Source organism: Nostoc sp. CALU 1950, from assembly GCF_051172895.1.
Taxonomy (GTDB): domain Bacteria; phylum Cyanobacteriota; class Cyanobacteriia; order Cyanobacteriales; family Nostocaceae; genus Nostoc; species Nostoc edaphicum_A.
Window position 1 is genome coordinate 36901 of sequence record NZ_JBDNJQ010000033.1, and the last position, 19662, is coordinate 56562.

19 protein-coding genes are annotated in these 19662 nt (G+C 43.3%); 8 read left to right on the top strand and 11 right to left on the bottom strand.

All coding sequences use genetic code 11. The features are described from left to right. Window positions 1–262: 262 nt before the first annotated feature. Window positions 263–1489 (bottom strand): (E)-4-hydroxy-3-methylbut-2-enyl-diphosphate synthase, encoded by a 1227-nt coding sequence (ispG, locus tag ABF638_RS12005; protein WP_435022938.1) that lies wholly within the window; start codon window positions 1487–1489, stop codon window positions 263–265. 155 nt (window positions 1490–1644) lie between these two features. Further along, the gene (locus ABF638_RS12010; protein ID WP_435022939.1) at window positions 1645–1815 is read right to left on the bottom strand and encodes a hypothetical protein; all 171 of its coding nucleotides are present in this window, start codon (window positions 1813–1815) and stop codon (window positions 1645–1647) included. Here ABF638_RS12010 and ABF638_RS12015 point away from each other — a divergent pair. Continuing rightward, window positions 1814–2032: a hypothetical protein gene (locus ABF638_RS12015; protein ID WP_435022940.1), complete on the top strand. Its 219-nt coding sequence runs from the start codon at window positions 1814–1816 to the stop codon at window positions 2030–2032. The genes ABF638_RS12010 and ABF638_RS12015 overlap by 2 nt on opposite strands. A 123-nt stretch (window positions 2033–2155) precedes the next feature. Then, entirely contained in the window at window positions 2156–3190 is a 1035-nt protein-coding gene (locus tag ABF638_RS12020) for an isochorismatase (RefSeq protein WP_435022941.1), read from the top strand. Between the two features lie 45 nt (window positions 3191–3235). Here ABF638_RS12020 and ABF638_RS12025 read toward each other — a convergent pair whose 3' ends face one another. Then, a complete protein-coding gene (locus ABF638_RS12025) occupies window positions 3236–4129 on the bottom strand; it encodes a LysM peptidoglycan-binding domain-containing M23 family metallopeptidase (RefSeq protein WP_435022942.1) in 894 nt (297 codons plus the stop codon). Window positions 4130–4491: 362 nt separating this feature from the next. Here ABF638_RS12025 and ABF638_RS12030 point away from each other — a divergent pair, with 362 nt between their 5' ends. Continuing rightward, window positions 4492–5700, top strand: coding sequence for an HhoA/HhoB/HtrA family serine endopeptidase (locus ABF638_RS12030; protein ID WP_435022943.1), 1209 nt, complete (start codon window positions 4492–4494; stop codon window positions 5698–5700). 264 nt (window positions 5701–5964) lie between these two features. Here the strand turns inward: ABF638_RS12030 and ABF638_RS12035 are convergent, their stop codons facing one another. The 3 genes from ABF638_RS12035 to ispD all read right to left on the bottom strand — a co-directional run bounded on the left by ABF638_RS12035 (window position 5965) and on the right by ispD (window position 7960). Then, window positions 5965–6312: a DUF760 domain-containing protein gene (locus ABF638_RS12035; RefSeq protein WP_335104656.1), complete on the bottom strand. Its 348-nt coding sequence runs from the start codon at window positions 6310–6312 to the stop codon at window positions 5965–5967. 220 nt (window positions 6313–6532) lie between these two features. Continuing rightward, on the bottom strand, window positions 6533–7075 hold the full coding sequence (gene scpB / locus ABF638_RS12040; protein WP_435022944.1) for an SMC-Scp complex subunit ScpB: 543 nt from the start codon (window positions 7073–7075) through the stop codon (window positions 6533–6535). Window positions 7076–7276: 201 nt separating this feature from the next. Next, the gene (gene ispD, locus ABF638_RS12045; RefSeq protein ID WP_435022945.1) at window positions 7277–7960 is read right to left on the bottom strand and encodes a 2-C-methyl-D-erythritol 4-phosphate cytidylyltransferase; all 684 of its coding nucleotides are present in this window, start codon (window positions 7958–7960) and stop codon (window positions 7277–7279) included. A 69-nt stretch (window positions 7961–8029) separates the two neighbouring features. On the opposite strand from ispD, the gene ABF638_RS12050 reads away from it, so the two are divergent. Continuing rightward, window positions 8030–8989: a glycosyltransferase family 9 protein gene (locus tag ABF638_RS12050; RefSeq protein WP_435022946.1), complete on the top strand. Its 960-nt coding sequence runs from the start codon at window positions 8030–8032 to the stop codon at window positions 8987–8989. Window positions 8990–9221: 232 nt separating this feature from the next. Here ABF638_RS12050 and ABF638_RS12055 read toward each other — a convergent pair whose 3' ends face one another. The 3 genes from ABF638_RS12055 to rppA form a co-directional block, all read right to left on the bottom strand. Further along, the gene (locus ABF638_RS12055) at window positions 9222–9596 is read right to left on the bottom strand and encodes a DNA-binding protein (protein ID WP_435022947.1); all 375 of its coding nucleotides are present in this window, start codon (window positions 9594–9596) and stop codon (window positions 9222–9224) included. Window positions 9597–9795: 199 nt separating this feature from the next. Continuing rightward, window positions 9796–11259, bottom strand: a complete 1464-nt coding sequence (locus ABF638_RS12060; RefSeq protein WP_435022948.1) for a sensor histidine kinase — start codon at window positions 11257–11259, stop codon at window positions 9796–9798. A gap of 3 nt (window positions 11260–11262) precedes the next feature. Continuing rightward, window positions 11263–11940: a two-component system response regulator RppA gene (gene rppA / locus ABF638_RS12065; RefSeq protein ID WP_435022949.1), complete on the bottom strand. Its 678-nt coding sequence runs from the start codon at window positions 11938–11940 to the stop codon at window positions 11263–11265. Window positions 11941–11971: 31 nt separating this feature from the next. Between rppA and ABF638_RS12070 the strand changes: the two genes are divergently transcribed. Then, entirely contained in the window at window positions 11972–12100 is a 129-nt protein-coding gene (locus tag ABF638_RS12070) for a hypothetical protein (protein WP_435022950.1), read from the top strand. 35 nt (window positions 12101–12135) lie between these two features. Here the strand turns inward: ABF638_RS12070 and ABF638_RS12075 are convergent, their stop codons facing one another. Then, window positions 12136–12621 (bottom strand): CRR6 family NdhI maturation factor, encoded by a 486-nt coding sequence (locus ABF638_RS12075; RefSeq protein ID WP_435022951.1) that lies wholly within the window; start codon window positions 12619–12621, stop codon window positions 12136–12138. Window positions 12622–13289: 668 nt separating this feature from the next. On the opposite strand from ABF638_RS12075, the gene ABF638_RS12080 reads away from it, so the two are divergent. Continuing rightward, window positions 13290–13736 (top strand): Fur family transcriptional regulator, encoded by a 447-nt coding sequence (locus ABF638_RS12080; RefSeq protein WP_435022952.1) that lies wholly within the window; start codon window positions 13290–13292, stop codon window positions 13734–13736. Between the two features lie 124 nt (window positions 13737–13860). Here the strand turns inward: ABF638_RS12080 and ABF638_RS12085 are convergent, their stop codons facing one another. Beyond that, a complete protein-coding gene (locus ABF638_RS12085) occupies window positions 13861–16884 on the bottom strand; it encodes a pentapeptide repeat-containing protein (protein ID WP_435022953.1) in 3024 nt (1007 codons plus the stop codon). A 143-nt stretch (window positions 16885–17027) separates the two neighbouring features. Here ABF638_RS12085 and ABF638_RS12090 point away from each other — a divergent pair, with 143 nt between their 5' ends. Beyond that, window positions 17028–18791, top strand: a complete 1764-nt coding sequence (locus tag ABF638_RS12090; protein WP_435022954.1) for a DUF3685 domain-containing protein — start codon at window positions 17028–17030, stop codon at window positions 18789–18791. 31 nt (window positions 18792–18822) lie between these two features. Next, a complete protein-coding gene (locus tag ABF638_RS12095; RefSeq protein ID WP_435022955.1) occupies window positions 18823–19533 on the top strand; it encodes a diacylglycerol/polyprenol kinase family protein in 711 nt (236 codons plus the stop codon). Window positions 19534–19662 lie beyond the last annotated feature (129 nt).

Below are 19662 nucleotides of genomic sequence, written 5' to 3' on the forward strand. Positions count from 1 at the left end.
CTGAAATTTAGCTCTTTACAGTTCTTTGCCTCTGACAATACATCTGCTTTAAGGACAGATTATATTTATTGGCAATCACGTTGCTTTAATCAGGTGGTGAGTTAGGCTCACTATTTTCTTTGATGTAGCTTATTTTAACGCATTTTCTAAATTGACGACACACTGAATTGAGGAGTCGGGAGCAGAGGGGAAGTTCCAGTAAGTCTTTCCCCTCTGCTCATTTGCTCCTCTGCTTCTTCCAATGCCCGCTCGCCTAGTTGCTTTATGGTTCTACCCAGCGTTCATCTGCCTTAATGAGGTTAATTAATTCCTCTACACCTTTATCTTCTGGGACTTTTTTAATTTCTTCTCGGCCACGGTACAAAGAAATGTAACCGGGTGTTTTGCCAACATAGCCATAATCGGCATCTGCCATTTCTCCGGGGCCATTGACAATACAACCCATAACTGCAATATCCAAACCAGTTAAGTGTTTAGTTGCTTCCCGAACTTTGTGCAGCACTTCCTCTAGGTTAAACAAAGTGCGTCCACAGGAAGGACAAGCAACGTATTCCACCATTGTTTTTCGCAATCCCAAAGCTTGGAGAATGCTATAGCAAACGGGAATCTCTTTTTCTGGTGCTTCTGTAAGTGAGACGCGAATTGTATCGCCAATGCCATCAGCAAGTAAGGTAGCAATACCAGCCGTGGATTTAATTCGCCCGTATTCGCCATCACCGGCTTCCGTAACGCCTAAATGTAACGGATAATCCATACCCAGGTCATCCATCCGCTTGGCGATGAGGCGATAGGCGGCTACCATCACCGGTACTCGTGAGGCTTTCATGGAAATTACCAAGTTGCGGAAATCCAAAGATTCACAAATGCGGATGAATTCTATAGCGGATTCCACCATTCCTTCGGGGGTGTCACCGTAAGTAAATAGCATTCTCTCTGCAAGGGAACCGTGATTTACCCCAATTCGCATCGATTTCCCTTGATCGCGCAAGGAAACTACCAGAGGCTCTAAGGTTTCGCGGATTTTATCGCCAATTTCGTCAAATTCGGTTTTAGTATATTCAGTTCTATTGATGTTTGGCTTTTCGAACACATACAAGCCCGGATTAATCCGTACTTTCTCTATGTGCTTGGCGACTTCCACGGCGATTTTCAGCCCATTGTGATGGACATCAGCCACAATTGGCACGTCTTGGTAAGTTTTAATTAATTTTTGTTTAATTTCGGCTAAAGCTTTAGCATGAGCCATACTTGGCACTGTGACGCGGACAATTTCGCAGCCAATTTCGTGCAGACGACGAATACCAGCCACGGAACCATCAATATCAAGAGTGTCTTCGTTAATCATTGACTGCACCACAACGGGGTAGCCACCGCCAATGGTGACATTTCCCACCTTTACGGGACGGGTTTTACGCCGCTTGATGGTTGTATCAAAGGTGTCTTGACTTGATGTGGGATTTGAAGTATTTGCTGCGGGCAGAGTTTGCATAACCTGATTAGGTAAATTTATTGTTGCTCAAATATCAGATTTGATAAATCTCTGTTTCCCAGATTGCCACAGCAGGGGCATTTTTGGGCGATTAAATAGAAAAAAAAAGGAAAAAAACACACGTAAAGTAATAAAGAGCGATTTAGAGGTTTTGCTCATTTTTTAAAGATATTTTGCTTAAAAATCTTTTTATCTGAGTAGCTTGAGTAGCGATCGCTAAATTTATATTTCCATAATACAAATATACTATTTAACCAAAAGGACGAGGAGCGATCGCCCCTAGCACCAGCTAAATTAGACTTATCACTAAATTCTTTGACGCCCATGCTAGAAAGAACATCTACATTTCAGAAAGCCATAGAAGCGGTAGAAGCATTAGATCCAGAAGCTCAGGCTATTCTTGTAGATATTATCCAAAAGCGCCTCAAACAACAGCGACGGGATGACTTATTGAAAGAAATCGCGCAAGCAGAGAATGATTACGCTCAGGGTAATGTCCGGCGTGGTTCAGTTGCAGATTTGATGGCGGAGTTAGATGAGTGAAAAATTTGGTTTGGAGTCCGACTTTTGTTCGTGCTTTTAAGCTCTCACGATGACGTTTACTAAATTCACCATTATTTTTAACTAAGGCAAGCTTAATAATTAGAAAATAATTACAGATTTTAGATGAACACCCAAGAAACAACCCAACTATCCATTCCTCTGCACTTTAAATCCGATAAGGTCGGCGAAGTTTCACGCGTACCTTATCAAGAACGTGCCGCCGAAGCTGAAATCTGGGCAAAACAACACGATATCAAACCAGCATCTTTAGATAAAACCCGTATTTGCCTACTATTAATTGATGTCCAAAACACCTTCTGCATTCCTGGTTTTGAATTATTTGTAGGTGGAAAATCTGGTAATGCGGCGGTAGATGATAACGTCAAATTATGTGAGTTTATCTATCGAAACTTGGGGGTAATTACAAAAATTGTACCCACCTTAGATACTCACACAGCAACGCAAATATTCCATCCGATCTTTTGGGTGAACGCCGCTGGAGAACATCCCACTCCAGCAGCGACTAGCATCACACCATTAGATATTGAACAAGGTATTTGGAAAGTTAACCCAGCCGTTGCTAACAGTGTTACTAATGGGGATTATGAATTATTAGAAAAACACGTTTACCATTACGTTAAAAAACTCAGTCAAGACGGTAAATATCCCCTCACAATTTGGCCTTATCATTCTATGTTGGGGGGTATTGGTCATGCTTTAGTTTCATCGGTAGAAGAAGCGATATTTTTCCACGGTATTGCGCGTCAGAGTCAGACGCAATTTGAAATCAAAGGTGAAAATCCTTTAACAGAAAACTATTCCATATTACGTCCAGAGGTGTTAGAAGATTTTGAACAACGTCCACTTGCTCAGAAGAATACGCGCCTGATTAAACAACTTTTAGAATTTGATACTGTAATTATTGGCGGTCAAGCTAAAAGTCATTGTGTCGCCTGGACAATTGATGATTTATTAACAGAAATTAAACAGGTAGATGCTAACCTTGCGAAAAAAATATATCTACTAGAAGATTGCACTTCTCCTGTTGTTGTCCCCGGTGTTGTGGACTACACAGAACAGGCAGATGCAGCGTTTAAAAGGTTTGCAGAGGCAGGAATGCACATCGTAAAATCTAGCGAATTTGGTAATTGGGCATAGGGCATAGGGCATTGGGTTTAGTAGTCTCCCTCATCGCCTATTCCCTCATTTCTTTAAATAACCCTTGGGATCTTGCGCGACCCAACCCAGAGATGAGGTAGAACGCACTTCAAAATGGAGATGCGGTTGAGTGGAAGTTGGTCTTCCACTAGTGCCTACCGTTCCTAGTAAGTCTCCTTTTTTTAGTTGCTGACCGACGGTAACTTTGATACTGTCAAGCTGGGCGTAGCGGCTTTGGAGTCCGCCACTATGGTTGATAATGACCAACTTGCCATAAGAACCTTGGTCGTTGGCAAAGGCTACGGTTCCAGGTGCGATCGCTAGCACATCTGTACCCATTGGTGCTAATAAGTCAATACCACTGTGGAAGAAAACTTCACCAGTTGCAGGATTAATTTGCCAGCCGTAAGGTAATGCCACAGTTACCACTTGCGCCAAGGGGTATCCAGTCAGGGATGCAGGGTTTGGTGTACCTGTATCAGCAGGTAAAGGAGATTTAGTTACAACACCATTTGGCGACCAATTTACCCCCGGAACAAACACAACTCTGGGGTCTTGTTGGCAACCATTCACTTCAAAAAGACTATCAGCACGAACTTTGTATTGTGCCGCCACTTGTCGCCAAGTTTGACCACGAGGTACTTCGACTACAATCCCATTGTAGGGAGGAATCTGAAGCACACTACCAACGGCGGCAGTTGCACCATTCTGCAAAGCTGGATTCATGCCAATAATAGTTGTAGGAATGAGATTGTAGCGCTGCGCTATGCTCTCCAAAGTTTCGCCACGAACAACTTTATGGCGTTGGAAGCGAGATAAAGCTGGAGTTGGGCAGCCACCCACAGCAGCATTGGCGCTATTGGTGTTTGGCAGTATGGATACTAGGCCCAAGGCGCTAACTAAGCTACAGAGAAACAGTTGACGAAAAGGTAAAGTCATGTATAAACGTCAAAAGCGCATTAACTTTAGATTTTAGATGGGAAGAGTGGGGATTGGGGATTGGGTATTGGGTATTGGGTATTGAATATTAGAAAACTCTTCTCTAGTCCCTATTTCCTAGTTCCCACTTCAATCTCTTAGTCCCCAGTCCCCATTCCCCAGTCCCTATTTCCTAGTTCCCACTTCCGATCTCCTAGTCCCCAGTCCCCAGTCCCTATTTCTTAGTTCCCACTTCCGATCTCCTAGTCCCCAATGCTCAATACCCAATCCCTAATTCTTCGTAAATTGATCTGTCCACTTGCCGTTAGCTTGACTACACTTAGAAATTAGCAACTGCATTGCTGTCCTTGAGCAAAATGATTATGAAGTTATCTTTAAAGCAACTGGCGGTTTATGTGTTTTTACTGGTGATTGGCGGTGGTGCAGGTTTGTTGGGCAGTCGCTATCTCCTGCCACAAAGTCGCTCCTTCCAACAGTTAAAAAATGTAACGATGGCTTTGCCACCAGAATCCGTAGTTCCGAATTCTCCTAACGGAGCAATTGGAGCTACTGGGGGCGATAACGTGAATTTTATTGCGACGGCAGTCCAAAAAGTTGGCCCGGCTGTAGTGCGAATTAATGCCACTCGCAAAGTAGCTAATCCCATCTCTGATGCATTGAAAAATCCCCTCTTGCGGCGATTCTTTGGAGAAGATGAGCAACCAATTCCCCAAGAACGTATTGAGCGCGGTACAGGATCGGGATTTATTTTGAGCGAAAATGGAGAATTGCTCACTAACGCTCATGTGGTAGCCGACACAGATACAGTACAAGTCACCCTCAAGGATGGTCGGACTTTAGAGGGGAAGGTGGTGGGAGTGGATTCTGTGACAGATGTGGCAGTGGTGAAAATAAAAGCCGATAATTTACCAACAGTAAAGTTGGGAAATTCACAAAACTTGATACCAGGACAATGGGCGATCGCAATTGGCAATCCTCTGGGTTTAGATAATACTGTCACTATCGGCATTATCAGCGCTACGGATCGCACTAGCACTCAAGTTGGTGTCCCCGATAAGCGAGTCAGCTTTATCCAAACTGATGCTGCAATTAACCCTGGTAATTCTGGTGGCCCGTTATTAAACGCTCAAGGCGAAGTGATTGGTGTTAATACAGCAATTCGTGCTGATGCTCAAGGACTCGGTTTTGCCATCCCCATTGAAACCGCCGCCCGCATCGCCAATCAACTTTTTACCAAAGGGCGTGTGGTACATCCCTTTTTGGGTATTGACATGGCAGACCTTTCTCCAACCAGAAAACAGCAGATTAATCAAGAAAAACAACTGAATATTCAGCAAGACGCTGGGATTGTGATTAAAGAAGTCACAGACGATTCCCCAGCCAAGCGTGGAGGACTGCTTCCTGGAGATGTGATTCAAAAAGTTAACGGTAAACCAGTCAAAACCTCAGCCCAAGTTCAAAAGCTGGTAGAGTCCAGCCAAGTTGGCGACGTTTTAGCGATCGAAGTCAACCGTAGCGGTAAAATTCAAACCTTTAAAGTCCAATCAGGAGCTTATCCTGAAAAGAAGTAGTCAGAATAATTCGTAATTGATAATGACGCTCTCTACGAGACGCTAAAAGCGTAGCAAGCTTTAAGAGTAAGAGGACTCGTTAACGCTGTGCTATCAGTGGAAGTTTGAACTCTCCACTGTTTTGTTGAACACTGAATTTTTACAGTGTGGGTTGCTGTACCCTTATTAATTACGAATTACGTTAGCGCAGCGGTAGCGAGTCCGCGAGCGTCATTACGAATTATTTGGTCAATAGTCCCAGAATGTTTGACTATTGACTATTGATTATTGACCATTAGACAAATGCTCTAACTGCATTCTCTGCTCCATCTGGCGCAGAAAATACCCCGTCATCATGGCCGAGGCTAGAAGTCCAGCTAAGTTATCCCGATCTGTTGTGATTTGCACGTTGAAATTCTCTGCGGGGAGCATTCCTACTAGCCCTTGGACATTTTGCGAGATGATTTGTTTAATTTCGGGGCTGGCGGACTGAGCAACCCTTGCTAAAACATCAGGAGACTGATGCTGTAAATATTTGAGTAACTGATTAGGGTATTCCTCAGAGTGGTCGGAAAGAAGTTGATTAGGGTGTTCCTCGGAGTTGTCATTCAAAAAGTCAGGATTAAACACCATTGGCAGTTTTATTTAGCTTAATTGCTAACTCTACTTTAAACCATAGTACAAGGGTAGCGCATTCATCATTGGTATAAGTCAAAAGGAGGGGAATGGGGAATGGGGAATGGGAAATGAATGGGGAATAGGGAAATGAATGGGGAATAGGGAAATGAATGGGGAATAGGGAAGGGAATAGTTCTTCTTCCCCTACCTCCCCTGCTCCCTCATCCCCCATTCCCTACTCCTCACTCCCCACTCCCTTTAGTTCTAGTTCTAGTTCTAGTTGTTCTTCCTTTTGTGTGGTGGCAAGTATTTGGGGGAGTTGTTCGATTTGGAAATACTGATGAAATTTTGGGGTTACTTGGAGTGAGTAGGAACGAGAATCGCTGTCTCGGCGTTTGCGGATGAAACCAAGTTCTACGAGTTCTGGAACGTGCTGATATACTCCTGAACCTCGCAAATTAATCAAGTCGCTCTGGAGGATGGGACTATTAAGGGCGATCGCAGCTAAAGTCCTTAATGCACCTACACCCAATTCTACTGGTATCATCGTTTGCACTAAATCATGAAAATCAGACCGGAGTTGCAAACTGTAACCATCTGGAGTTTCTACCACCTCTAAGGCGCTATCTCGGTGGGCATAGTTGTCCATGAGTTCAATTATGCCTTCTTTGACACTGGCGCGATCGCACGCGGCATACTCGGCGATTTCACCGAGCGACAAGGGTTTACCCTTTAAATAAAGAATTGCTTCTATCTTCGTCGCTGTGGCTGTAATCATTTAGTTATTAGTCATTGGTCATTAGTCATTGGTCATTAGTACATGACAACTAACAATCAACAAGTGTGTGGCATTATATCGTAAATTGTCAAAATATTGTTTGAAACTCTCAAATTGGGTATTGGGATTAGGGGAGAGGTGACAGGTGATAGGGAATAATCTGTACCCTGTAACCTGTAACCTATTCCCTTCTTCGCTTTCTCAAAAGCCTCTAGTTGTGAGAATAAATTCTGCGATCGCTAAATCTTGTGGAGTTGTCACCTTCAAATTTGTCTCCTCTCCCTCGACAATTCGCACTTCAATACCGCACTTTTCAAATAAAGCGGCATCGTCAGTTACTTCCCAACCTTGACGGACACCTTCAGCGTGGCACTGTTTCAACAACTTGACATCAAATCCTTGGGGAGTTTGTGCTGCCCACAATTTTCGTCTATCGGGTGTTTCTTGAATTATGCCTTGTTCATCGACAACTTTGATGGTGTCTTTGACGGGTACACCAGCAATTAAGCCGGGACAGTGGCGAATGGCCTCGGCACATGAATTAAATAAATCTGGTGTGGCTAGGCATCTGGCGCCATCATGAATCAACACTTGTTCTGCGTCTACCGGCAGGGATTGCAAGCCATTGTAAACAGATTCTTGGCGGGTGGAACCGCCTTGAATGAATTCTACTGGTTTAGTCAGCTTGAGATCGGCGAGAATTGCCTTGAAGTCTGGCCAATCAGTCGGCTGAGAAATAATCCCGATCCAACTGATGGTACTGGCGGCTTCTGCGGCTAATAGAGTCCAAGCAATAATTGGTTGCGATCGCACTTTCAGCAGGAGTTTATTGCGGTTACTCCCCATTCTTTTTCCGATGCCCGCAGCTGGAATTAGTAAATACACAGAATTCCTCAATCTTTAAGCTATATATTTTCCCCTAAAATAGGGAGCGAGTAAGCGTCAATAAATATTATGCGAGTAGTAGCCCTTGTACCTGGCGGAATTGGCGACCAAATTCTCTTCTTTCCGACTCTAGATGACCTGAAGCGCCATTACCCTAACGCTCAGATAGATGTCGTTGTTGAACCCCGGTCAAAGGCTGCCTACCGAGTGAGCAAGTCAGTTCACGAGGTGCTGAACTTTGATTTTCAAGACCGTAATAGTCTGGCAGATTGGGGTAACTTGATCGGCAATATTCGCGATCGCGAATACGATGTCGTCATTGTTGTTAAGCAAATTTGGTTGCTCGGTCTTTTGCTCTGGTTGACGGGAATTCCCATACGTATTGGCTACAAAGGCAAAGGTTCGGTTTTTCTGACCCACGCTGTGCCATTTAAAGCATCCCAGTATGCGGCGGCAGTATATCACGATTTGCTGCAACCATTGGAAATAAATAGTCCTGTCCCAGAGTTAGCAGTAAATGTGCCCAAACCAGATATTGAGTGGGCACAAAAAGAACAAAAACGCTTAGGGGTAAATGAAACAGGCTATATCTTGATTCATGGCGGTTTTGGCCAGTTATCCCAGGCTAAAGAACAGGATAAAATTTACCCTGTCGAAAGTTGGCATCAAATTATTCAAGGCTTCCAAGACAAGCAGCCGGATCTGCCTGTGGTGGTGATTAAGGGAACTGACGATGAGCAGTTTGTGCGATCGCTTCTGGGGTCTTCTCCAGATATCAAGGTGACTTCCCCAGATGATATTGGCAAGTTAACTGCTATGATCGCCGGGGCAAATTTGATGTTGTCTACTGATAATGCGGCGCTACAACTCAGTGTTGCAGTCCAAACTTATACCATTGCTCTATTTGGGCCTACTGATCCAGCTAAGTTGTTGCCGAAAAACGATAAATTCCTGGCCATTGCATCCCCCACGGGAAAAACGGCGGATGTTTCACCAAACGCCGTTTTAGAGAAAATCTGGGGTGGCTAAACCAGCACTTTGTCGCAATTTCTGCAATCAGTGTATTGGATATCCAATGTAGTTATGCGTTTGTGAATGACCGCAAGACCTGGTTGTGACAGCTAGATTTTGCGGTTATTTCAGTATTGACAACCAGGCTCAAAGCCAATACGGTTGGGTTAAGGGTTATTGGTGTAGATAATTGGTCTAGAGAAGACGCGATTCATCGCGTCTCTACAAAAACTAGATCAATGCTTTGTGCTTATTTGCGATCGCGCCTTTCCCGTCCACCGGCCCAAGGGGGTGGCCCTCCCGCATTGCGAATGCGAATAACTTCTCCGTTACTGCGAGTGATGCTAAAGGCATCAAAATCATAGTCGTCGTATTCTCCTACGACAGTTACTTTTTCACCCTGGCGCAAATTTAGCTGATGATGCCAACGTGGCCCGGCATCGACAATAATCTGTCCAGTGCCGTCCTCTAAGATAAATTCATTGCCAACAACACTGCGAATTTCACCAGAAACGCTGACTCCTGGATCGCGCTGCAAATCACGGATTGGGATCTGTGCTTGAGCGGTGGGAATAACTACCGCTAACAGTGCAGATGTAAAGGTCATAGCAACAGTGGATTTCATAAGAATTTATTGGTTTGAACTTCACTGCATAAACTGTAAACAGGAAGTATGACCAAAAAATGACCAGAATTTATTCGGTTTTGTGGGTCAAAAGTCAATACAGTTCAAATAAGACCAAAACACTTGTAGAGATGGCGATTTATCGCGTCTTCTAGAGATGGCGATTTATCGCGTCTCGAAAACCCACAATTTTGTACAATTAGCCCTTAACCCAAGCGTATTGGGTCAAAAGTGGCAGGGTAATTTGAAAGGTTGAGCCTTGATCAAGAGTACTGGTGACGCTGATTTGTCCCCCGTGAACCTGTACAATTTGCTGGGCGATCGCTAATCCTAGTCCAAATCCACCCGATGCTCTAGAACGTTTTGGATCGGCTCGGTAGAATCTTTCAAATACATGAGGTAATGCATGGCTGGGAATGCCAATTCCAGTATCTTTTACTTGAATTAAGGCTTGTTCTAGCTGTCTAATCAGTCGCAGTTCAATGGTTCCGCCAGCGGTTGTATAGCGACAAGCATTGCTGAGGAGATTAGCGATCGCTTGTTGTAACAAATTTGCATCACCCTGAACTACAACAGCCGTATCGGGTAACTGGCAGGTGAGTTCTAAAGAATGGATTTTTGCCTGTGACAACCATTCAGTAGACATACTCTCTAAAAGCTCTGTTAAATTCACCGATTCCATCGAGTCAGGAGCCAATAATCCTTCGTGTCGCGCCAGAAATAACAAATCACCCACCAACGTACTCATCTGTTTGGTAAGGCTGATAATCTTCTCAATGCGCTTTCGCAGTTGCATTGGTGAGTCGTCTAGCTCATCTAAATCCATTAGCCCAACTTGGGCATTGCTCATGATTGCTGCTAAGGGTGCCCGGAGTTCATGAGAAGCATTGGCAGTAAATCGCTGGAGTTGATCGCAGACTATTTCTAAACGCTGATTAGTTTCTCGTAGATTGATTTCTCGGTTCGCTAATTCTCGCTCCAGTTGATAGAAAAGATGAACTGCAAACAAAGCTGCGATCGTTCCAAATACAACAGAAATACACAATACAATCCAGGTGATTTGCCGATAAAAATCTTGATGTTGTATGCGTTGTACTAATAATTCTTCCTCGGTTTGAGCGAAGCGATCTATTTGTTGACGCGCCTGATCCATCGTTAATTTCCCTTCTTCTAACCACTCATAAAGGGACGCTACGGGAATCAAGGTATCAGTTTGTCCACGAATTCTTTTCAGTTCTCGCTGTAAGGTTAATTTCTGCTGAAAGATTTCTAAATTATCATCAACCAGTGTGCGAATTTTTTGAATTTGCTGGGTTTGTTGGGCATTGTCTTGTACCAGTTTTTCTAATCGATTCAAGGATGGGGGAATAATTGTCTGAGCTTGCTTATAAGGAGCCAAAAATTCCTCCCGTTGAGTTAGCCCATAACCTCGAACTCCAGTTTCAGCATCAATCAAGGCGTTAAGAAGCTGTTTTGTTTCTAGGCGTACCGTTTGAGTATGTTGCACCCAGGTTTCATCTTCTACCAGACTCGCTTTTAGCCAAGCAAAGGCTGATAGAGCCATAAACAAGCAGGTTATGGGAATGGCAACGATCGCTGTTCCCCGCACTCGAATCGGCAAAGTTTGCCAGCGTTGATAGAGCCGTTGAACCCGATAAGCCATAGATTACCCCGCAGGAGGTTCTAAACGATAGCCAGTGCCATAAACGGTTTCAATCCAAGTTTCTACACCAATCTCGCGCAGTCGTTGACGCAAGCGTTTTACACGAGCAACTACGGCATTACTCTCAGGTTCTTGTCCCCATTCCCAGAGTGCCTGTTCGATCTGATCGTGGGTGAGAATTTGGCGAGGATGGCGCATCATGTACTCTAGTAGCTGAAAGTCTCGGCTTTTCAGTTTCAGGCTAGTGCTTCCCCATTCCAGGCGCATGGTGTCGAGATGGAGAGATAGCCCGTTGACTTGCAAAGCATCACCACACCACAGGGGCGATCGCCGCCGCAATGCCCGCACCCGTGCCAGTAATTCTTCAATATCTACAGGTTTGACAAGGTAATCATCGGCTCCGGCATCTAGCCCCATCACTTTATCGACAGTGGTATCTTTTGCTGTCAACATCAAGATAGGAGCCGCTTTTCCTGCTTGACGATACTGTTTGCACAGAAAGATACCATCTTCATCGGGCAACATCCAGTCAAAAATCAGCAAATCATAATCTTTTTCACCCATCAACCATTGGGCTGTTGCCCCATCTTCGACGGCATCCACAATATGCCCTGAACGAGCCAAGGCTTCATGGAGCGGTTCTATTTGCTCTGGATCGTCTTCTACTAGCAAAATCCGCATTGTTCAATTGCAGCTAGTTGGGGAATTGGGGATGGGGAATGGGGAATGGGGAATGGGGAATGGGGAATGGGGAATTGGGAGTGGGGAATGGGGAATGGGGAATGGGGAGTGGGGAGTGGGGGATGGGGAATGGGGAATGGGGAATTGGGTTTTAGCCTAGTTTGATTTTATTGTGCCAACTTAACTTTCACCCAGCTAAAATATCTCAAAAAAAGCATCATCTAATTCATAACCCAGCATTTGGGCCATAGATTTCAGCCGCGAGAGACTGGGGATGTCTTGCTGTTTGAGCCAATCACCTAAAACAAAGATTTTGTGCATCAAAAATATTTCTAAGGCTTCCGGGTTGTACTGAATGCCTTCTTTGGAACTGAATTGGTGTGGTACAAGCATGGCGGCATAACGAGCAAATTCTCCAGCTTTCCAATCTAGGAAAAATGCTAACCAGGGATATTTGGCATCTAGGCGCACAAACCACAGCCGCACCTCTGGAATTTCTGAGAGTTCCCGTGGATCGTCAGGTTCGAGATCGTAATTGATATCAAACTGTAGCTGCTGTTCATGGGATGCAGCCCCATCTTGCAGCAGTTGTTCAATCACCGTTGACGCAGGAGATATATCCAGATTGTTAATCAGGTCATTATTGAGTGCGATCGCAATTGTCTTTGACTCAGCAGCCACTTTTTTTTACTCAACTGTAGGATCGAGAATCTACAGTAGCAGCTTTCAGGGATTGACGCTAGATTGACCTTTAGTAGCACAAAGTCTTGTTCACAAATCAATTAGTATTTACTGATACTTTTTTGCTGATAATTTGGTCAACCTATACAAGCTTTAGACGCAAGCCTGAACTGATCAAATTTCTTTGATACTTTGGCTTAATTTTTGCTGGTTATAACAAAATACATTCCAGTTAGTAGCATGGATATGAGACAATAGCCATTCCTGCGGCTGGCTACGCCTACGCCGCTCACTTCCCCGATTTTTAATAAAGTTAAATATTACTTTTATTATTGTTATAATTACTCACATTTCACTAATAAATTACTACACGATTTACACACTATGCCATTAGAATTAGCCTACTTGAGTAAGGTAACACTTGCCCCAAGGTGGACATTTACAGCAATTTTAAGTTAAAGTTGTAATGAGTTTGTTTTAGATTAAGGTCTGACAAAGTAGCCATCAAAAAGCAAAAAAAAATCATTATCGCCACCTATGACTTCCGCAGCATCAAAAGCCAAAACACAAGCATAGGTAAAACAGCGGTGTGCAATATGATTGCATATATTAAATAACCAATAAACATTTAGACGGGAAAATTCCCCCAACAGTTAACAAGCTGTAATATGCAAAAACAAACAATTACTACAAAACCAATTCGTTCCCTAGAAGATGCGCTTGAGCGCTGTCAAATTCTGGGTATGCGCGTCAGTCGTCAGCGTCGCTTTATTCTGGAATTACTTTGGCAGGCAAATGAACACCTTGCGGCAAGAGAGATTTACGATCGCTTGAATCAACAAGGCAAAGAGATCGGTCATACTTCTGTTTATCAAAACTTAGAAGCATTATCCAGTCAAGGCATCATTGAATGTATTGAACGCTGTGATGGGCGTTTGTACGGCAATATCAGTGACTCTCACAGTCATATAAATTGTGTGGATACAAATCAAATTCTTGATGTTCATGTGGAACTACCAGAAGATTTGATCCGCAAAATTGAAGAAGAAACAGGAGTGCAGATTACTGACTACAGTATTAACTTTTTTGGCTACCGGAATCGGCAAGAGGGATAGGTAATGGGGAATGGGGAATGGGGAATGGGGAATGGGAGAAAGGGAGAAGAGTTTTTCCCCTCAGCAGGAGTAGCACCTCTCCCTCTTTTCAACGCCCAATGCCCAATGCCCAATGCCCAATGCCCTATTCCCCAATAGCATTATTGCCAAAAACTGTCTCATCATCGGCATCATCATCGTATAAATCTATTGGTAAAATAGTTCCTTCGCAGCTTTCAATTAGTCCGATCGCAGGGGTTTTGCTCCAATTAACATCTGTGTTTGTTGGAATTTGGACGGTGTTTAAGAAGGGTTGCTGCGATGCCTGCGGCGGTAAACCACGCAAATTTTTCAGTTTTTGAAATGACTCTTTAGAGAACAAGGCACCATTATCGGTAGCTAATTTTTTGTTAGCCTCAGTAAGAATTGCTTCAAATAAACAGGCATTAATAAGATTGGCAGAATTAAGATTTATCCCCATAAGGTTAGCCTGTTGCAGGTTTGCGCCTGTAAGGTTAGCCTGTTGCAGGTTTGCACCTGCGAGGTTTGCCTGTTGAAGGTTTGCGCCTGCGAGGTTTGCCTGTTGCAAATTAGCTCCAACCAAATTCGCCCCAATTAACTCCGCATTGGATAAGTTTGTTTGCTCAAGATTTACCCCAGTTAACATTACTTGCAGCAAAGAGGCTCCCGATAAATTGAGTCCAGCCAAAGACTTGATTCGGGTTGCAAAGGCGTTTTTGTGCAAAATGCTTGTTCTCGTAACCAGCGCACTTAAAGCCTCTGGATTGAATTCTGTGAAATTGAGTGGATTGCCACAAGGCCAAAAAGGGATTTTTGTTTCTCGGTAGCACGCACAAAGCAATAAAAACACATTTAGTCCCACAGCAGCATTCACTTGCTCAACATTCACCGGGTTTTGCAGTGTGTGGAAATGAGTCAAAGCTTTGTGGGCTATTCCTTCGTCTAGCCAACGCCCTTGACAGTAAGCACGCCAGAAAGACAAAAGCCGTTGGAACAAAACTTCAAAGGAAAATTTGTGCTTTTGCTCTCGGCGTAAAATTGCGATCGCCAGTTCTTCAATTTCTTGGCTAAGTATCCCGTAACCCTGTAAATTGTAAATATGCTGGGCAACGCTACTAGGAGAATCAAGCACAAAAGCAAGGCTACCATAAGCCTCATCTTGGTACTGAGTTAGAAATTTAAGTTGGGCAGCAATGGCATCTGCACAAAGAGATTCTCCTAGCTTGAGATGCGAAAACTCAATTAAACTACTTTTGGCTGCGCTTTCTAAATCCCGAATTTTAAAATAAAATCCTGGTAGAGTATTAAATTCACCAGCTAAATTAATTTGATGACGTTGCGAGTGTAAAATTTTGAGAGCGATCGCTTGCATCTGCTCAAGTAAATCTTGGGGATGACGATTAGCGAGTAAATTAGCGATCGCTTCTGGAGTCCGGTGGATATGAGCCGATCCTGAACGCAGTAGCATCGTCTTGATCCCACCAGTTAGCGGATAGCCCAATAACCATCGACTCAAGCGATGATGAATTTCCCATAACAGAGAAGACTTTGGAGCATTAGCAGCTAATTGCAATAGTTCATCATCTAGTAGTCCGTCGCGGTGTAAAATACCCAATAAATGCAGCATTAAGGGTTGGCGGATCAGAGCAGATAATTCTCTTAACTTGGACTGGTTGGTAAATAAACCCGCCTGTTTTAACAATGTAAAGAAATTTTGAGCGATCGCTAACGATTGCACTTTTGCCCATTGCTGAAACCATTGTTTGAGTTCATCCACATCGAAGGGCTGAATGATAATTCGCCTCAATGGCAACGGTATCTCTGGGGCAATTTCCTGTAATGTTGTTGACCGACTCGTTAACACAATTTTGTGTCTATGCTGAGATTGAAAATTCAGTAATTGCTGAATAAAAATTGCTTTTGCCCTGATACCCTGAGCAGAAGGGGGCAGTTCATCCAAACCATCCAGCAGCAATAGACAAGGCAGATTTTCTTGCTCTAACCAAGTTGAAAGATTAACAGGAAAAGCAGAATTTAGGGTTTCAGTAAAAGTTTTGCCATATTTTACATCCCGTAACTTAATTAATATAGGCATCCAAGTAGGGTACAATTCTTCTGCTACCTGTGCTGCCCAGAGTTGGCAAAAACTAGTTTTGCCATAACCAGGTTCCGATTCAATGACAGCGATCGTTTCTAAATCAGTTAGCTGTTGTTGCGCCCAAGTTTTTAAATCACCTGGTTTAACAGTTTTTTTATCTTGCTCATAAATATTTTCTTCTATTGGTAAGCCTTTTTGCGGCACATAGAGATCCTTAAGGGCAAAGGATTCTATGAGTAAAGGCATACTCAGATTTTTAATCAAACTTGCACGATAATGTTCTCGATGCAAATCAATTTTTTCAGCGATTGTAGAACCAACTTCTGGAGTGATCAAGCTGGGAGATAATGAAATTCCCAAACGGAAAAATTTTTGCAGTTGGGCTAAAGGGGGAGCATTTTCAGTAACGACTATGAGTATTTCACCAGGAAGTGAGTTGACTAAACGCTGTATTAAGAGTTTAGCTTCAGGTTCCTCTGCACCATTGGCAACTAACCAAGCTATGGCAGCATTATTTATTTGTTGCACCAGTAATGAATCTGCAACCAAAGACAGTGCTTGTTCAGCTTGAGTATCAGTCAATCTACCTGGACTGAGAGTTTTCAGCAATCCTTGCAGTTGCGAATCTTGGAGGATGAGTTTACCCACATCCTCTTGAAGTATTTGTGCTTGGATTGGTATACTTGCCCGGTCTAGCCACGGTCTTTGTAAGCTTACTTCTTGCTCTAAAATTGCTTGCAAAGCTTGAAGATAGGCGATTTGAAACGCTAGCCATGTGCCTTCATTACGTTTTAACGGTTTTTTTTGGCTGAGACTACGCAACAGATTTTCTGTCAACTGGGAAATGACACTGATTTCTTCCCAAACAATCCCTAAAGGCAGTTCTAAAACCTCTGCCAAGGTACAGATATCAAAAGGCATGAGGCTTTTGACTTCCATATCCTGAACAATCCGGTAGGCAATACCTGCCAATTGTCCCGCTGAAAATCCTTTGATTTGATTGATTGCGATATAGCGTTCCGCCAACCAGTGCCGAATACTCAAGTTCATCTAATTACACAGTGAAGGCTGCACAAGGCAATTATGATCCATTTATCAGTTTGCGAAAACAGGTGACAATGAGGAAGACAAAGTTTTGTATCAAAGCTGTTTTCTGATTGGTAAAAAACAGTGCTTGCGTAATTAAGTAGACTATGAGCGATCGCCATCTAAAATTACTGTTAATCGACCAAGACCCGATTTTTCGTCTGGGATTACGGGTAACTCTAGAAGCAATTCCTAACCTAGAAGTAATAGCAGTGGTAGAAACTGATACCGCTGCCTTGCAAATTTTAGCAGAAATTGCCCAAGAAGACCCTAACCAGCTAAATCTGGTAGTTTTGGAATTAGGTAATGGTCGCTCTAGCATCAGCCAACAACTAGGTTTACAATTCTGTCGGCAACTTAGAGCCTTATATCCCAACCTGCCAATTTTGCTTCTCAGTTCTGTGCAAGAACCAGGACTACTATTGGCTGCAAAATCTGTTGGTGTAAATGGCTACTGCCCCAAAGGTACACCACTTCCTGAATTAGTCGCCGCCATGCAAGAAGTTGCAGATGGTGGTTCCTATTGGTTTCGAGACACAGAAGCAATCACAACCTCACTCCCTAATACAGACGCGATTAATCACGTCTCTCCTCACTCCCCACTCCCTTTTTCTAAACTGCGAAATAATTTACGTTTGTCAGGAATTGGTTACATTGACGCTACCCTAGCCGCAGTCACAGCCCAATTACAAGTTCCTGGATTACCAGTATTAGATCGAGCAATTCTAGCTGGACAGCGACGAGAATTGCTAGCAGCTCGTTGGTTGCTAAATCGGTTGTTGGTTTCATCACAAGAAAGGCAAGAGGAAGATATTCCGGTTGCTGATGAGCAGCCTTTGACCCCTTCGTTGAGTAGTGCTATTCAGCAAAGGCAAATGTCACCTCTACTTAGTCCAGGAGCGCTACAATCTGCCTTGTTTGCGTCTTGCATTACCAAACTTCAATTTCCCTTGCAAAACGTCACAGATGTAGCTTTAGAAATTGACATTTTTCGTGAAGAGAAAAAACGAGAATTACTTTATCTTATCCTGCAAAAATTGGCTAATCAGTTGGATGAACTGCGGGCTTCTCAAATTGAAATTAATCAATTATATGAAGTGAAATCTATCTTGTTGCACGATTTATGGGAATCAGCAATTACAGATTTTTTTGGAAGGTTTTCTAGAATAAAAGTAGGTGATAAAAACATAGAAATTGTTAATTTATTACTGCAAAATACAGAAGTAGTGCAAAGAGATATCCTCAATCAAATTCCGCTAGTTTGTGAGTTGTATTGTTATCTTCTATTTCAAACAGAATTGTATATTGATAATGGCTCTTATCCCGCAGTGAGCCATGAAGCCAAGTCCCAAGCATTAATGATTTTAGAGAACTTGTTGATTCAGATAGCTAATGGCGTAGTGCAACCACTACTCAACTCTTTAGCAGATGTAGAAACGATTAAGCAAAATTTATATAGTCGCCAATTTATTTCTACAAGAGAGATTGAACGGTTTAGAAACGATTTATCATGGAAATATCGGTTAAAAAATTATATAGATGAGCCAAAAGCAGTTTTTGAAAGCCGTTATGATCTATTTGTAATTGCACCTCGTGGTATTGCCAAGACTTCAGTTTATGCTCCTCGAAATCAGGAGTTAGCCAAACTTTCTAATATTCCTTTAGTAGTGACATTATTTTTAGAATTTAGTGATGCGATCGCACCGCGTTTAAAAACATTAGTAGCCTTTGTAGGTAGCGGTATAGTCTTCATTCTCACCCAAATAATTGGTAGGGGTTTAGGTTTAATCGGTCGTGGTATTCTTCAAGGTATTGGTAGTGTTTCGTTAATAGAAAAGAACTTTAGAAAAAATAGCGATCGCACGAAGTGAACAAGCCAGGAAGCAAAATGACAAATGACAAATGACAAACAATGATTTTATCGGGCTAGCAATTTCTTATATTTACGCAATTAGTCTGCTTGTTATTGGCGAAGGACTGCGTAGGCTATTGGGCGTAAAGCCAGATTTGACTCGCAAAGTGATCCATATTGGTGCAGGAATGTGGGTTTTCGGCGTGCTGCTGCTATTTAATCGGTGGGAAATCGGAATTATACCTTTTGCTACCTTTATCGGACTCAACTACCTGTTTTACCGTTACCGATTCATCGGCGCAATGGATAGCCAGGATAGCTCACCTGGTACAGTTTATTTCGCTATCTCAGTGACGCTGTTGTTCGGGTTACTGTGGCGACCAGATGGGCCAGTAGATAGTGTTGCGATCGCTGTAGCTGGGATAATGGCAATGACCTGGGGTGATGCATTAGCAGCATTAATCGGTAGACGCTTCGGACAGCATAAGTACCAAGTGGGAAATTCTGTGCGTTCCTGGGAAGGTTCAGCAGCAATGTTTGTGGCGAGTACAGTGGTGATTTTCTTGGTGCTATTGTTGCTACCTGGCTCGTCCCTGAGTCCTCTAGCAACGCCTTTAGGTTTAGGATGGGCTTTGTTAACGGCTGTGGTAACTGCTACTTTCGCAACCCTAGCAGAGGCAGTCTCACCTCACGGCACAGATAACCTCAGCGTGCCTCTAATAGCGGCGGGGGTTGTTTGGATTATCATGCAGGGATTTTAAAGAACTCCCAATGACCTCGTACCCAATACGGTTCGGTTAAGGTTTTTTGATGAACATTCTAGATCCAAAGACGCGATAAATCGCCGTCTCTACAAGAATCAATCTTTTGTAGAGACGGCGATTTATCGC